General features: G+C 67.0%; 12 protein-coding genes. 6 read left to right on the top strand and 6 right to left on the bottom strand.

Annotated features, from left to right (window positions below; genetic code table 11):
- Nucleotides 1–30 precede the first annotated feature (30 nt).
- Together ACVK00_RS06845 and ACVK00_RS06840 are read right to left on the bottom strand one after the other, a co-directional pair.
- The gene (locus ACVK00_RS06845; protein WP_284894242.1) at nt 31–987 is read right to left on the bottom strand and encodes a hypothetical protein; all 957 of its coding nucleotides are present in this window, start codon (nt 985–987) and stop codon (nt 31–33) included.
- On the bottom strand, nt 959–1276 hold the full coding sequence (locus tag ACVK00_RS06840; RefSeq protein WP_228908464.1) for an H-NS histone family protein: 318 nt from the start codon (nt 1274–1276) through the stop codon (nt 959–961). Before ACVK00_RS06840 ends, ACVK00_RS06845 begins: the two co-directional genes overlap by 29 nt.
- Before the next feature lie 133 nt (nt 1277–1409).
- Between ACVK00_RS06840 and ACVK00_RS06835 the strand changes: the two genes are divergently transcribed.
- Complete coding sequence (locus tag ACVK00_RS06835; protein ID WP_456826944.1) at nt 1410–2216, top strand: response regulator transcription factor; 807 nt, start codon at nt 1410–1412, stop codon at nt 2214–2216.
- A 321-nt stretch (nt 2217–2537) separates the two neighbouring features.
- On the top strand, nt 2538–2834 hold the full coding sequence (locus tag ACVK00_RS06830; RefSeq protein ID WP_166721244.1) for a DUF4148 domain-containing protein: 297 nt from the start codon (nt 2538–2540) through the stop codon (nt 2832–2834).
- A 232-nt stretch (nt 2835–3066) separates the two neighbouring features.
- Here the strand turns inward: ACVK00_RS06830 and ACVK00_RS06825 are convergent, their stop codons facing one another.
- Together ACVK00_RS06825 and selD are read right to left on the bottom strand one after the other, a co-directional pair.
- On the bottom strand, nt 3067–4146 hold the full coding sequence (locus tag ACVK00_RS06825) for a purine-nucleoside phosphorylase (RefSeq protein ID WP_228908466.1): 1080 nt from the start codon (nt 4144–4146) through the stop codon (nt 3067–3069).
- A 397-nt stretch (nt 4147–4543) separates the two neighbouring features.
- On the bottom strand, nt 4544–5608 hold the full coding sequence (gene selD, locus ACVK00_RS06820) for a selenide, water dikinase SelD (protein ID WP_012366916.1): 1065 nt from the start codon (nt 5606–5608) through the stop codon (nt 4544–4546).
- A 108-nt stretch (nt 5609–5716) separates the two neighbouring features.
- Between selD and ACVK00_RS06815 the strand changes: the two genes are divergently transcribed.
- Nucleotides 5717–6553, top strand: a complete 837-nt coding sequence (locus ACVK00_RS06815) for a DMT family transporter (protein ID WP_284894238.1) — start codon at nt 5717–5719, stop codon at nt 6551–6553.
- Nucleotides 6554–6641: 88 nt separating this feature from the next.
- Here the strand turns inward: ACVK00_RS06815 and pdxR are convergent, their stop codons facing one another.
- Nucleotides 6642–8150: a MocR-like pyridoxine biosynthesis transcription factor PdxR gene (pdxR, locus tag ACVK00_RS06810; protein ID WP_284894237.1), complete on the bottom strand. Its 1509-nt coding sequence runs from the start codon at nt 8148–8150 to the stop codon at nt 6642–6644.
- Nucleotides 8151–8269: 119 nt separating this feature from the next.
- Between pdxR and ACVK00_RS06805 the strand changes: the two genes are divergently transcribed.
- The 3 genes from ACVK00_RS06805 to ACVK00_RS06795 all read left to right on the top strand — a co-directional run bounded on the left by ACVK00_RS06805 (nt 8270) and on the right by ACVK00_RS06795 (nt 12406).
- Nucleotides 8270–9559, top strand: coding sequence for a 4-aminobutyrate--2-oxoglutarate transaminase (locus ACVK00_RS06805; protein ID WP_284894236.1), 1290 nt, complete (start codon nt 8270–8272; stop codon nt 9557–9559).
- Nucleotides 9560–9649: 90 nt separating this feature from the next.
- Nucleotides 9650–11119: an NADP-dependent succinate-semialdehyde dehydrogenase gene (gene gabD / locus ACVK00_RS06800; RefSeq protein WP_166721251.1), complete on the top strand. Its 1470-nt coding sequence runs from the start codon at nt 9650–9652 to the stop codon at nt 11117–11119.
- 354 nt (nt 11120–11473) lie between these two features.
- Nucleotides 11474–12406 (top strand): hypothetical protein, encoded by a 933-nt coding sequence (locus ACVK00_RS06795; RefSeq protein WP_284894235.1) that lies wholly within the window; start codon nt 11474–11476, stop codon nt 12404–12406.
- Nucleotides 12407–12466: 60 nt separating this feature from the next.
- On the opposite strand, the gene ACVK00_RS06790 is transcribed toward ACVK00_RS06795, so the two are convergent.
- A complete protein-coding gene (locus ACVK00_RS06790; protein WP_284894233.1) occupies nt 12467–14011 on the bottom strand; it encodes a methyl-accepting chemotaxis protein in 1545 nt (514 codons plus the stop codon).
- Nucleotides 14012–14091: the final 80 nt, after the last annotated feature.

Genomic DNA, 14091 nt, shown 5'->3' with positions numbered 1-14091 from the left:
GGGGCAAGCGCTCCGCTCGCCCGTGACGCTTCATCCGCACGCTCCCCGGCCTGACGAGCGCGCGGCGCGGCCGGAGCGCCTCACCACCCGCGCGAGCGCCCTCGCCGCGCCGACGCGTTGCCCGCGCACCTGCCGTCCACAGTGACGTTCGACCACGCCGATCTGGTTGCTGAGGAACGCAATGGTCTGCTCGATCCCGCCGCGTACGCTCGGGTGGCATCGAGCCAGAAGCTGGTATTCCGCCATCAGCGTGCGCGCGAGTTGCCGCCGGCGCTGCACCAGCGCCTGGACATGCTGCAGTTGCGGATCGGCAAGCGGCTCGGCAAACCGGGCGCTCGACGGCGCGTCATCGAGTATGCACGCCAGTTCCGTCATCATTCGCGCATGGGCCCCTTTCCCCTCGAGCGGCAAGTCGAGCGATCGCGCGATGAACGCGCGGGCCTGATGCAGATGGACGACCGCCACGGGCAAGCGTGCCGCCAGCAGCGCGCACGCCGCTGCGCACTCGTAGCCACCGGCCGATTCCACCACCACGAGCGCCGGTGACCACTCGGCAATCGCATCGGTCAACGATTCGATGCCGAACGTCTCGTTCCGGTAGCCGAAGACGAGTCGCATCGACGAAGCACACACTTCGATGATCTCGCGCGTCACGCCGACGCCGACGCAAATGCGCTCGGGCACGAGGTCCCCGCCGTCCGGCTGGTTCACGTCCCCGATCATGGACGCCCCCTTCCTGAACGCCACGAGCGGCAGATCGGGGAACCGTTGCGAGAACTGATATAATGAAATTGTAATCTCGAATGGAACCGGTTCCATTTTCGGCCAGGTTCCGCCGATCGTGCGGCCGATCTCCGCCCCCGGGCGTTGAATTGCCAACGATTTTCGGCCGCATCGAAACGGCACGCGGCGGGGGCACCCTCGATGGCAATTCGACGATTTTTTATCGACTTCACGATCAGGATTCCTCATCTTCAGGTTGTTCATGCGATTCCGCGTCGATCAGAAACCGGTCTCGATCCTGCCCCCGCAACCATACCGGTTCCCGCCCCACTCCCGACCAGGCCTGCCCCGTTTCCGGGTTGAAGTATTTCACCCGTCGCCGCTTCCCCGACGCACCGCCATGGGCGGGAAACACGTCCTTGACGCCGAATCCGAATTCCTCGATGCACTGCCGGATTTCGAGCAACACCATGGTCGCAATCGCGAGTCGCTCCCGAACCAGTTGCTCCTCGAGCAGCGCCTTCTTTTCCATGAACGACTTGTACACCAGCATGACTTTCCTCCCCGAGCACTTCCTCCAAAATCCCATTGATTTGGATTACTAAAATGCTACGACACTCAATCCGCAGCTTCCATGTTCATGGCTGCCGCGTTCAGAATTGTTGACAATTTCCCGAATGGGACCCATGCGAACATGCGCCGCGGATCGCCGGCCGACATCCGGCGCCAAGCTGGGCGCGAATTCCGCCTTATCCGCGTTGCGTCCGGCTCGATATCACCACACGCGACAAATAGGTGCACCCACCATGCACGTTCTATATCTCGAGGACGACACGACGTATGTCGAACTCATCAATTCGATACTGGGAGAGGCGGGACACAGCGTGCATTCCGTCGGCAACGGTCATGAGGCGATCCGCCATCTCGAGCGCACGGTCGTCGATCTGCTGATCCTGGACTGGGAGGTACCGGGCCTGTCCGGCTTCGAAGTGCTCAAATGGGCACGCGAACGGATCGGCGGCACGCTACCGATCCTGTTCCTGACGATCCGCGCGCACGAAAACGAGATTTTTTCCGCAATCAATGCGGGCGCCGACGACTACATGATCAAGCCGATCAATCATTTCGAATTGCTGGCGCGCATCAACGCATTGCTGCGCCGGGCCTATCAGGGCCGCGATATCCAGCAGGACGTGCTGGACATCGGCATCTACCGGATCGATACGAAGGCGCGTGAGATATGGGTGCACGGCACCCCGGTCAAGCTGACGCCGCGCGAATTCGAACTCGCCGTCCTGCTGTTTCGCCATTTCGGCCGCATCATGCCGCGCGAAGCGCTGATCCGTTCGCTATGGGGACGCGACATGGCCGGCGCGTCCCGCAGCCTCGACACGCACATCTACCGACTGCGCACGAAACTCACGCTTCAGCCGTCGAACGGCGTGCGTCTCAGTGCCGTCTACACGCTCGGCTACCGGATCGAAGCGGTCTGACGGGCGAGCCATTCGATGCGCGGCGCAGAAGAGACCTTTGCGCCGGCGAAGACAATCGCATCAGCCAACGCGCGATACGCGTCGCGCCGCTGTCGCCCTTGCGGCATGGGGGCGCGGCGCGGTTCGCCACCCTGACGGTCGTGTGGAATGCGATTGTTCCGCGCTGACGACAATTCAATTCGCGGCAGTGCCATTTATCGCAGCCGGGCGGGCACCTAGAGTAAACCCTGTCGCGCACCTCGTTGCGCATCGAACAGCCCCGTTTGACGGGACCGGAGCCAGCGCTCACGCGCCAACTCCGACCAACACAGGAGTTACGTCATGAACCGCCGCCACCTTCTCTCCGCCGTCGCCCTCGCACTCGCCGTGTCCGCACCGGCCTTCGCCGATACGAACACCCCGCAAGCCGGCGACTACGGCAACGCGTCGTGGTACACGCAACACAACAACGGTCCGCGCACCCGCGCCGAAGTCAGCGCGGAAGTCGCGCAGGCCCGCCGCGACGGCACGCTGGCCTGGCTGCGCAAGGCGAATTCGTATCCGCAAGGGCTCGAACTCGCGCAAGGCCCGTATCGCTCCATGCCGGAAAGCAACCAGCTCGCAGGCGGGGGCCGGTAAACGTGCAACGCCGCGCAGCGGATGATCCGGTGCGCGGCGTCGTGACATCGCTGTCGAACACGCGATGAGTCAGTCAGTTAGTTAGTTGCAGGAGCCTGTGATGAACGATCAACTTCCTTCGCCGCTCGATCATTGGGACGACACCACGCCGGTCTGGACACCGTTCCGTTCGGCGCCGCAGTCGTCGCACTGACCACCACGTCGACGTCCCGCTGATGCCGTCGTACTGCCGTCAACGGCGCGGCACGCCGTCACGCCACTCGCCCCAGTGCGTGACGATATCCTGGACGAGCGGATTGCCCGCGCGGTACAGGTTCTCGGTCGCCGGGGCGAAGCCGCCCTGGTCCGCGTAGTTCAGCAGGTTGTCCGCGCTCGTCTGCCCCGCATACGGCCGGTCGAAGTCGGACCCCGTGCGCAGCACCGCGACGCGCGACAGGTCGACCCGCTTCACGCTCGCCGCGCGCTTGAGCGCTTCATACGTCGCGTTGTCTTCCTGCGCGGTCATGCAGTAGGTGCCCTTGCCGTCGGTCAGAATCTTCGTCCACTGGCGCGCGCGCTCGCCGATCAGCGTGCCCGAGAACCACGTGTTGCCCGATGACGTGTCGCACTGGATCACCGTCGGCGGCCGGTTCGCCGGCGCATACGTGAACTTCGCGCGCGCGGCCTGGGCCTGCGCGCTGTCGGCGAGCACGACGTTGCGCGACAGCGCATACGCGGCGTCGGTCAGCTGCGGGTTGAGCTGGAACACTTCGGTGCGGTAGTCGAGCGGCGGCTTGTCGTTCGGACTCTTCGTGTTGATGCCGAGAAAGCCCGTGTTCCAGCCGGCCGGAATCTCACGCGCATCGAGCTCCCACTGCAAGCTGAAATCCACCAGGTACTTCGACCATGCGGCGGAGCCGACCGTGCCTTGCGCGGGGTCGACGCCCGCGATGCCCGAGATCAGGAAATACGTGTGGCGCAGGTCGAAGCGCTGCGAGAACGTGAGCGCCATGATCGTCGCCGACGCGTTCGCATAGCCCATGCCGGTCGTGACCACGCACACGTCCTGCTTGTTGCAGTGGACGTTCGGGTAGTCGGGCGACAGGCCCGGCACGGCGATGTCGCGCCATGGGCCGATACGGTCGAGCCACGCCTGGCCCTCCGGACCGAACATCGTGATGATCATGACCTTGACCGGGCGGCCCTGTGCACCGGTCTCGGCGAATGCGGCGTTGCCCGCGTTGTTGCCCTGGTTGTCCTGCGCGATCGACGGCGCGGTCGCACAGGCCGCGAGCGAGAATGCGGCGGCGGAAAGGATGGAGCGAGTCAGCATCGGCGTTCCTTGTTTCGGGGATGTTGGGTGAGAACGGCTCTCGGAGACTGCGCGAGGGAGTATAGAACGCGCCTGCGCGATGCGGAACCCGACTACGAAACGGCGGGCGGTGCTGCGGTGTCGGTGCGATGCGCGTGCAACGCATGACGGCATCGTCGGAATTCGCGCGCAATTGCGCTGCAATCGGCGTCCGCTACACGAAAGAACATCAGGAATACTATGCGGTTTATCGACACGCTGGCCGTGCTCGCACAACCGCCACGCCAAGCAGCGCAACGGGCCCGACCGACAACGCGATCGTCAGCCCGAACAGGAAGTCGTTCACCGGTCCTCGATGCCTTCGACGGAAGGCATCGATTCTAACCACGTCAAAATGATCCGCGGTATGAATGCGGCGTCAGGCAACGTCGACGCGCGAAGGCCCGTCCACCATCTCGCCGATCACGGCCGCGCGGTCGAAACCGTCGGCGCGGAAGCAGGCGAGCACGTCGTCGACCGCTTCCGGCGCACACGCGACCAGCAGCCCGCCCGACGTCTGCGGATCGGTCAGCAGCGCCTGCGCGACGGGCGGCAGCCCGTCGGCGAGCCGGACGTCGGTGCCGTACGCGGCCCAGTTGCGGCCCGACGCACCGGTAAACACGCCGTCGGCGACGAACGCCTCGACGCCCGCGAGCCACGGCAGCGACGCGTAATGCACGCGGGCGGTGAGGTTCGCGCCGCGCGCGAGCTCCAGCGTGTGGCCGAGCAGCCCGAAGCCCGTGACGTCGGTCAGCGCATGCACGCCGGGCAGCGCGGCGAGCTCGGCGCCCGGCCGGTTCAGCTTGGTGGTCGTCGCGACCATCTGCGCGTAGCCCGCGGCATCGAGCTGGTTCTTCTTCAGCGCGGCCGACAGCACGCCGACGCCGAGCGGCTTGCCGAGCACGAGCACGTCGCCCGCGCGCGCGGCCGCGTTGCGCTTCACGCGCGACGGATGCACGACGCCGATCGCCGCGAGTCCGTAGATCGGCTCGACCGAATCGATCGAATGGCCGCCCGCGACCGGAATGCCGGCCTCCGCGCACACCGATTCACCGCCGCGCAGGATCGCCGCGATCGTCTCGTGCGGCAGCACGTTGATCGGCATCCCGACCAGCGCGAGCGCGAGAATCGGCTTGCCGCCCATCGCGTAGACGTCCGACAGCGCGTTGGTCGCCGCGATGCGGCCGAAGTCGAACGGATCGTCGACGATCGGCATGAAGAAGTCGGTCGTCGCGACGATCGCCTGCTCGTCGTTCAGCCGGTAGACGGCCGCGTCGTCGGAGGTCTCGGTGCCGACCAGCAGATCCGGGAACAACGCCGGCGGCGTCGCCCGCTTCAGCAGCTCGGACAGCACGCCCGGCGCGATCTTGCAGCCGCAGCCGCCCCCGTGCGACAGGCTCGTGAGGCGCGGAACGGCGGGCGGGGTAAGGGTGGCTTCGGTCATCGTCGGCATCCGGTGAATAACAACGTTCCATTATCGACAATTCCGCGCGAGCGCGCCCGATACCCACATAATTGACGGCGCCCACCGCTCCCGCCCCTATCTTCGCTCATGGATCACCTCTTCATCGGCCTCGTGCTGTGCTCCGCGCTGCTGCACGCCATCTGGAATGCCTTCCTCCATGTCAGCGAGGACCGGCTCGTGCAGCTCGGCACGATGTCGTTGCCGTATCTCGCATTCGGCGCGGCCGGCGCCGCGCTGCTGCCCGCGCCGGCGCCGGCCGCGTGGCCGTACATCGCCGCGTCAGCCGCGCTCGAGGTCGCCTACTGTTTCACGCTCGCGCGTGCGTACCGCCACGGCGAGTTCGGCCAGATCTATCCGATCGCGCGCGGGATCTCGCCGCTGCTCGTGTCGATGCTCGCGCTGGCGGCGCTGCACGAGCAACCAACCCCGTTCGGCTTCGCGGGTATCGCGCTGGTGTCGTTCGGCATCATGTCGCTCGCGCTGCGGCGCGGCTTCAGGTTCTCCGGGGAAGGCGTGCCGTATGCGCTGCTCACCGGCGTGTTCATTGCCGCGTATTCGATCTGCGACGGGATCGGTTCGCGCGTGTCCGGCAGCGCGCTCGGCTACATCGCGTGGGTGTACCTGCTGTGGAGCGTGCCGCAGCTCGTGCTGGTCTGCGCGCTGCGCGGCGGCCCGCGCGCGGTGCTCGGTTCGCGCACCGCGCTCACGCAGGGTGCGATCGCCGGCACGATCTCGCTCGCCGCGTACGGAATCGTGATCCTCGCGTACCGGCACCTGCCGGTCGCGACGGTTTCGGCGCTGCGCGAGACGAGCTCGATCTTCGCGGTCGCGATCGGCTGGTTCGTGATGCGCGAGCGGCCCGGCGCGCAGCGGCTCGCCGCATGCGCGCTGGTGGTCGCGGGCGCGGCGCTGATCCGGCTTTGAGCCAGCGGAGGCGCGCCGCGCGGCGCAGGCGCCGGCCTCGCCTCGACAACCCGCACCACGCCGCGACAGTGCCGTCGCAACGCCCCCGTCAAGCCGGCGCAACGATCTCGCCGAACGCCCGCTCGTCGATCGCCTCGGCGAGCGTCGCGAACGCCGTCGCGATTTCGTCTTCCGGCACGCACGCATAGCCGAGCAGCAACCCCGACGCCGCACGTTCGCGCTCCGCGTAGTAGCCGGACAGCGGCCGCACGACGATATTGCGTTCGAGCGCGGCCTGCGCGACCGCGCGATCGTCGACCCCGTCCGGCAGCCGCGTGACGAGATGCAGCCCGGCGTCGCTGCCGAGTGCGTGCAGCGTATCGCCGTAGCGGCGCGCGACCGCATCGAGCAGCACCTCGCGGCGCTGCCCGTACAGCGTGCGCATCTTGCGGATATGCGACACGAAGTGCCCTTCCGCGATGAACTCGGCGAGCACGGCCTGCTGCAGCAGCTGACCCTCGCGGTACAACTCGGCGCTCGCGGTCGCGAAGCTTTCCGCGAGCGGCTCCGGCGCGACCAGATAGCCGACCCGCAGCCCCGGGAACAGCGTCTTGCCGAAACTGCCGACGTAGATCACCTGCCCGGCCGTATCGAGCCCCTGCAGCGACGCGAGCGGCCGGCTGCCGTAGCGGAATTCGCTGTCGTAGTCGTCCTCGATGATCCAGCAACCGTGCTGGCGCGCGTATTCGAGCAGCATCCGCCGCCGCGCGAGGCTCATCACCATCCCGAGCGGATACTGGTGCGACGGCGTGACGAGCATCAGCTTCGGCGGCTCGGCAAGATCGGCGGCCGATGGCGCGATCCCCTCGTCGTCGACCGGAATCGGCCGCGTGGTCAGCCCCGACACGTTCAGCACGCTGCGCACGCCCCAGTAGCACGGATCCTCGGTCCAGATGGCGTCGCCCGGATCGGTCAGGAGCCGCACCGCGAGGTCGATCGACTGGTGGATGCCGGTCGTGATCACGATCTGCTCGGGCGTGCAGCGCACCGAGCGCGACGTACGCAGGTAGTCGGCCAGCGCCTCGCGCAACAGCGCGAGCCCGCCGCCCGGCGCGTAGGTCAGCAGGTCCGGGCGCAGGCGCCGCCAGTACTTGTTGTGCAGCCGCGTCCACACGCGCGCCGGAAAGCGCGACACATCGGGCACGCCCGGCATGAACGCGCCGCCCTGTCGTTTCGACACGCCCGCGCCTTCGACGAGCCGCGTGCCGCGCACGGACAGCCGCCGCGCCGGCGATGGCACCACCGCCGGGCCGGCGGCCGGATCGGGCGGTGCGCCGACGATCTCGTCCGGCGCACTGTCGGCGACGAAGGTGCCGCGCCCCGTGGCCGAGTTCACATAGCCTTCGAGCGCAAGCTGTTCGTAAACCTGCGTGACCGTGTTGCGGGCGATCCCGAGCTCGGCCGCGAGCAGCCGCGACGACGGCACGCGCGTGCCGGCCGGCAGTTCGCGCGACAGGATCGCCTGCTGCAGCAGCCGATGCAGCTGTCGGTAGATCGGCTGTTCGCCGCCGCGCACGAGGCGCTGCGCCAGCCAGTCCGACAACACGCTTGCGCGCATGATTGGCTCCTGATTATTTATTGAAATGGCTCTGATTGTCAGAGCCAAATGTGATTATAGTCGCCTCCATGGGCTGCCAACGCGGCCGATTTTTATCCCACCGGACAGACATCAAGGAGATGACCGTGAAGAATGCCGACCTGCAGGCCCGCAAGAACGCCGCCACCCCGCGCGGCGTCGGCGTGATGTGTGATTTCTACGCAGCCCGCGCCGAGAATGCGGAGCTGTGGGATGTCGAAGGCCGCCGCTTCATCGATTTCGCCGCCGGCATCGCGGTGCTGAACACGGGCCATCGCCACCCGAAGATCGTCAAGGCGATCGCGGAGCAACTGAACAGCTTCACGCACACCGCTTACCAGATCGTCCCGTACGCGTCGTACGTCGAGCTGGCCGAGAAGATCAACGAACGCGCGCCGGGCGACTTCCAGAAAAAGACCGCCTTCTTCACGACCGGCGCCGAAGCCGTCGAGAACGCGATCAAGATCGCACGCGCCGCGACCGGCCGTCCGGGTGTCATCGCGTTCTCGGGCGGCTTCCACGGCCGCACGATGATGGGCATGGCGCTGACCGGCAAGGTCGCCCCGTACAAGCTGAACTTCGGCCCGTTCCCGGGCGACGTGTTCCACGCCCCGTACCCGAACACGCTGCACGGCGTGACGACGGCCGACTCGATCAAGGCGATCGAGATGCTGTTCAAGGCCGACATCGATCCGAAGCGCGTCGCCGCGATCATCTTCGAACCGGTCCAGGGCGAAGGCGGCTTCTACGCGGCGCCGGCCGAGTTCGTGCGCGCGCTGCGCAAGATCTGTAACGAACACGGCATCCTGCTGATCGCCGACGAAGTGCAAACGGGCTTCGCCCGCACCGGCAAGCTGTTCGCGATGCAGCACTACGACGTGCTGGCCGACCTGATCACGATGGCGAAGAGCCTCGCGGGCGGCATGCCGCTGTCGGGCGTCGTCGGCCGTGCCGACGTGATGGATGCGGCGGCTCCCGGCGGCCTCGGCGGCACCTACGCGGGCAACCCGCTGGCGGTCGCGTCGGCGCACGCGGTGCTCGAGATCATCGACGAAGAGCAGCTGTGCGAGCGTGCGACGCAACTCGGCGACGTGCTGAAGGCGAAGCTGAATTCGCTGCAGGCCGACGTGCCGCAGATCGCCGACGTGCGCGGCCCGGGCGCGATGATCGCGGTCGAGTTCCTGAAGCCGGGTTCGGGCGAGCCGGACGCCGACTTCACGAAGCGCGTGCAGGCGCGTGCGCTCGAGCGCGGGCTGCTGCTGCTCGTGTGCGGCGTGTACTCGAACGTCGTGCGCTTCCTGTTCCCGCTGACGATTCCGCAGGCCGTGTTCGACGAAGCGCTCGTGATCCTCGAGGAAGTGCTGAAGGAGACGGTCGGCGTGCCGGCCTGAGTTCCCGCCGACTTCAACTGATTGCGCCGCCGCCGTCTTCACGACGGCGGCGGCCGTTTCATCCGTCCTTTTTCAAAGCAGGCTATTCATATGAGCACGGTTCAGGAAACCCTGGCACTGAAAGACCCGTCGCTGTTCCGCCAGCAGGCGTACGTCAACGGCGAATGGCAAGGCGCGGCGAACGGCGAGTCGTTCGAAGTCCGCAACCCGGCGACCGGCGGCCTGCTCGGCACCGTGCCGGCGATGGGCACGGCCGAGACGCGTCATGCGATCGAAGCCGCGAACGCCGCATGGCCGGCGTGGCGCAAGAAGACCGCGAAGGAGCGCGCGGCGATCCTGCGCAAGTGGCATGACCTGATGATGGAAAACGCCGACGACCTCGCGCTGATCCTGACCACCGAGCAGGGCAAGTCGCTGGCCGAGGCGAAGGGCGAGATCGGCTATGCGGCATCGTTCCTCGAGTGGTTCGCGGAAGAAGGCAAGCGCGTGTACGGCGACACGATCCCGACGCCGGCGAGCGACAAGCGCATCGTCGTGACGAAGGAAGCGATCGGCGTGTGCGCGGCGATCACGCCGTGGAACTTCCCGGCGGCGATGATCACCCGCAAGGTCGGCCCCGCGCTCGCGGCAGGCTGCCCGATCGTCGTGAAGCCGGCCGAAGCGACGCCGTTCTCCGCGCTCGCGATGGCCGTGCTGGCCGAGCGCGCGGGCGTGCCGGCCGGCGTGTTCAGCGTCGTCACGGGCGACCCGAAGGCGATCGGCGGCGAGCTGACGTCGAACCCGATCGTGCGCAAGCTGTCGTTCACCGGCTCGACGCCGGTCGGCCGCCTGCTGATGGCGCAATGCGCGGCGACGGTCAAGAAGGTGTCGCTGGAGCTCGGCGGCAACGCACCGTTCATCGTGTTCGACGATGCCGATCTCGATGCGGCCGTGCAGGGCGCGATCGCATCGAAGTACCGCAACAGCGGCCAGACGTGCGTGTGCACGAACCGCTTCTACGTGCACGAAGCCGTGTACGACCAGTTCGCGCAGAAGCTCGCGGCGGCGGTCGGCCAGCTGAAGGTCGGTCGCGGCACGGAGCCGGGCGTCACGCAGGGTCCGCTGATCAACGAAGCGGCCGTGCTGAAGGTCGAGGCGCACATCGAGGACGCGCTCGCGAAGGGCGCGACCGTCGTGACGGGCGGCAAGCGCCATGCGCTCGGCCACGGCTTCTTCGAGCCGACCGTGCTGACGGGCGTCACGCCGGCGATGAAGGTCGCGAAGGAAGAGACGTTCGGGCCGCTCGCGCCGCTGTTCAAGTTCAGCAGCGACGACGAGGTGATCCGCCTCGCGAACGACACCGAGTTCGGCCTGGCCGCCTACTTCTTCAGTCGCGACATCGGCCGCGTGTGGAAGGTCGCCGAAGCGCTCGAATACGGGATGGTCGGCGTGAACACGGGCCTGATCTCGAACGAAGTCGCGCCGTTCGGCGGCGTCAAGCAGTCGGGCCTCGGCCGCGAAGGCTCGCACTACGGCATCGACGACTACGTCGTGATCAAGTACCTCTGCCTGGCCGTCTGATGGTTCGAGGCCTGCCGCGTTCGTGACAGGCCCTGACCGCCCGGCCGGAACCGGGCGGTCACGACGCGGGCCGGTGCCCCTCTCCGCCGTGTCCGCGTCGCCTCCTTCCCGCGTGCGATGTCGGCATGCTTCATGTGCGCGATGTCGATCCCGCGTCGGCCGAACGTCATACCGTTCGGCAATTTCGTCCCAGTCTGATTTCTCGTTGCGCTGCCACCCGCTAGATTGAGCGTTCCACCCCGCTCCGGTTTGCCCGCGCATGAACCCTTCTCCCGTCCGCCCGACCCGCGCCCTCCCCGCACTGCGTCCTCCCGCTCGCCCGGGCGTCGCTCCTTGCATGCAAGGAGCCCGCGCATGATCGCGAGAACATCGGGTTCGACGGGAAAGCCCGGCGGCACGAGCAATCACCAGCCGTTCAACATCGTCTACGACGGGCCCGCGCTCGGCGAGCACCGGATGGACGTGCGCGACCTCGCGCCGGTGCTGCTCGCGATCGCCGACCTGTTCTCGTGCGCGAACAAGGAACTCAATGGCGAGCACTCCGAGGTGCGTCTCGAGGTCAGGGGCAGCTTCAAGGCCGGCTCGTTCCACGCCGAACTGATCTTCGTCCAGTCGCTCGCGAGCCAGATCCGCGATCTGTTCGCGGGGCCGAACGCCAATGCGTTCAGCAACGCGCTGGCGATCCTCGCCGCACTGGGGATCGTCGGAGGCGGCGGCCTGATCGGCCTCATCCGCACGCTGCGCGGACGCAAACCGCATCGCACCGAGCCGGAGGGGACGAACGTCCGGATCTGGATCTCGGAGCACGAATGCTTCGTCGTCGATGAACCCATCGTCCGGCTGTACCGGAACCGGGCCATTCGCGTGAACCTGCAGAAAGTGCTGTCGCCGCTCGAACGCGACGGCATCGACCGCTTCGGCATCGTGCGCGACGACACCGTCGAACTCTCGATCGAGTGCGACGAACTCGATACGTTCGCGAGCAGCGACGATCCCGGCGAAGTAGTCACCGACACGATCGCGCTCAAGATGCTGAAGCTCGAATCCGTCGTGTTCAAGGACGGCAACACATGGCGCGTGCACGACGGCACGTCGGCGTTCTTTGCCGCACTGGACGACGAACAGTTCATCGCGAAGGTCGATGCCGGCGAGCGCTTCGGAAAGGGCGACGTGCTGATCGTCGATCTGCGTCAGACGCAGATCATCACCGACGAAGGGCTTCGCAACGAATACCGGATCGTCAAGGTTCGCGAGCACCGGGCGCCGCTGCAACCGGCGCTGATTTGATCCTTGCCGTGGTAGGAGGCGATGCGCGGGCAGCTCCTGCGACGAGCCCGCGCCCCGCTTTCAACGAAACACGTTCACCGCATCCACCAGCCGCGTCGCCTGCTGCTTGAGGCTTTCCGACGCCGCCGTGCTTTGCTCGACCAGCGCCGCGTTCTGCTGCGTGATGTTGTCCAGATGCACGACCGCCTGATCGACCTGCGCGACGCCGGTGCTCTGCTCGGCCGTCGACGAGCTGATTTCCGCGATCAGGTCCGACACCCGCTTCACCTGCGTGACGATGTCCTCCATCGTCTTGCCGGCGCCATCAACGATGCGTGCGCCGGATTCGACCCGGTCGACGCTCGCGCCGATCAACGTCTTGATTTCCTTCGCCGCGTTCGCGCTGCGCTGCGCGAGCGCCCGTACCTCGCCCGCGACCACCGCGAAACCGCGCCCCTGATCGCCCGCGCGCGCCGCTTCGACCGCCGCGTTCAGCGCGAGAATGTTGGTCTGGAACGCGATCCCGTCGATCACGCCGATGATGTCGGAAATCTTGCGCGAGCTCGCCGTGATGTCGTTCATCGTCGCGACGACTTCGCTCACCGCCTGCCCGCCGCGCTCGGCTGCATCGCTCGCGGACACCGACAACTGGTTCGCCTGCAGCGCCGTCTCCGCATTGCTCGACACCGTGGCCGTCATCTCGGCCATCGACGCGGCCGTCTGCTGCACGCTGGTCGACGCCTGTTCGGTACGCGCGCTCAGGTCGTTGTTGCCTTGCGCGATCTCGTTGCTCGCGCGCTGCACGTTGTGCACCTGCTCGCTGACGTCGTCGACGAGCCAGCGGAACATCAGCCCGAGCTGGTTGATCGTGCGCAGCGTCATGCCGATCTCGTCGACGCGGTTCATCGCGACGCCGGTGCGGCTCTCGCCGGTCGCGACGCGCAACGCCTGATCGCGCAACTGCATCAGCGGTCGCGCGATCTGCGCGTCGAGCCACATTCCGGCCGCAACCGATACGCCGGCCGTCGCCGCCGCAAACACGGCCAGCCCGCCGCCAGTCAGCCCGCAGGCCCAGCCCGCGCCGACGACGGCCGGCGCGAGCATGCACAGCGTCGAATGCAGTCGCGCCCGTACCGACATCGTCTGGAACAGCGACGCGACGCGCATCAGCCCGGTCCGGACGATCAGCCCCTTGTGGAAACGGCGGTTGCCGGCCTTGCCTTCGCGGAACGCGCGATACAGCGCGTCGGCCGCCGCGATCTCGTCGCGCGACGCCTTCGTGCGCACCGACATGTAACCCGTCGGCTGCCCGTTGCGCATCACCGGCACCGTATTCGAGCGCACCCAGTAGTGATCGCCGTTCTTGCGGCGGTTCTTCACGAGTGCGGTCCACGGTTCACCGTTCTTCAGCGTCGCCCACATGTCGGCGAACGCCTCCTTCGGCATGTCCGGGTGCCGCACGACGTTGTGCGGCTGACCTTCGATCTCCTCCGGGGAAAATCCGCTGACCTGGATGAACGCGGCATTCGCGTACTTGATGTAACTGTCCGCGTCGGTGGTCGACATCAGCGTCGCGTCGTCGGGAAATTCGAATTCGCGTTGCGTGACAGGCTGGTTATTGCGCATGGTGTGGAGTTCCGGGTTGCGGATCTTGCGTCCGCTTGTGGATGGGATCGAGACCGTACGCAGCGCGGTCGGCCCGCATG

The organism is Burkholderia sp. PvR073, from assembly GCF_054055695.1.
The sequence above is the reverse complement of the archived record's forward strand: the minus strand, read 5'-3'. Positions and strand labels throughout refer to the sequence as shown.

Bases quoted from the DNA above. Each gene is read 5' to 3' on its own strand.
- ACVK00_RS06840 (WP_228908464.1), bottom strand. From the start codon at position 1,276: ATGCTGGTGTACAAGTCGTTCATGGAAAAGAAGGCGCTGCTCGAGGAG.
- ACVK00_RS06845 (WP_284894242.1), bottom strand. From the start codon at position 987: ATGAACAACCTGAAGATGAGGAATCCTGATCGTGAAGTCGATAAAAAA.
- ACVK00_RS06830 (WP_166721244.1), top strand. From the start codon at position 2,538: ATGAACCGCCGCCACCTTCTCTCCGCCGTCGCCCTCGCACTCGCCGTG.
- pdxR (WP_284894237.1), bottom strand. From the start codon at position 8,150: ATGCGCGCAAGCGTGTTGTCGGACTGGCTGGCGCAGCGCCTCGTGCGC.
- ACVK00_RS06795 (WP_284894235.1), top strand. From the start codon at position 11,474: ATGATCGCGAGAACATCGGGTTCGACGGGAAAGCCCGGCGGCACGAGC.
- ACVK00_RS06825 (WP_228908466.1), bottom strand. From the start codon at position 4,146: ATGCTGACTCGCTCCATCCTTTCCGCCGCCGCATTCTCGCTCGCGGCC.
- ACVK00_RS06815 (WP_284894238.1), top strand. From the start codon at position 5,717: ATGGATCACCTCTTCATCGGCCTCGTGCTGTGCTCCGCGCTGCTGCAC.
- ACVK00_RS06805 (WP_284894236.1), top strand. From the start codon at position 8,270: ATGACCGTGAAGAATGCCGACCTGCAGGCCCGCAAGAACGCCGCCACC.
- ACVK00_RS06835 (WP_456826944.1), top strand. From the start codon at position 1,410: ATGCGAACATGCGCCGCGGATCGCCGGCCGACATCCGGCGCCAAGCTG.
- selD (WP_012366916.1), bottom strand. From the start codon at position 5,608: ATGACCGAAGCCACCCTTACCCCGCCCGCCGTTCCGCGCCTCACGAGC.
- gabD (WP_166721251.1), top strand. From the start codon at position 9,650: ATGAGCACGGTTCAGGAAACCCTGGCACTGAAAGACCCGTCGCTGTTC.
- ACVK00_RS06790 (WP_284894233.1), bottom strand. From the start codon at position 14,011: ATGCGCAATAACCAGCCTGTCACGCAACGCGAATTCGAATTTCCCGAC.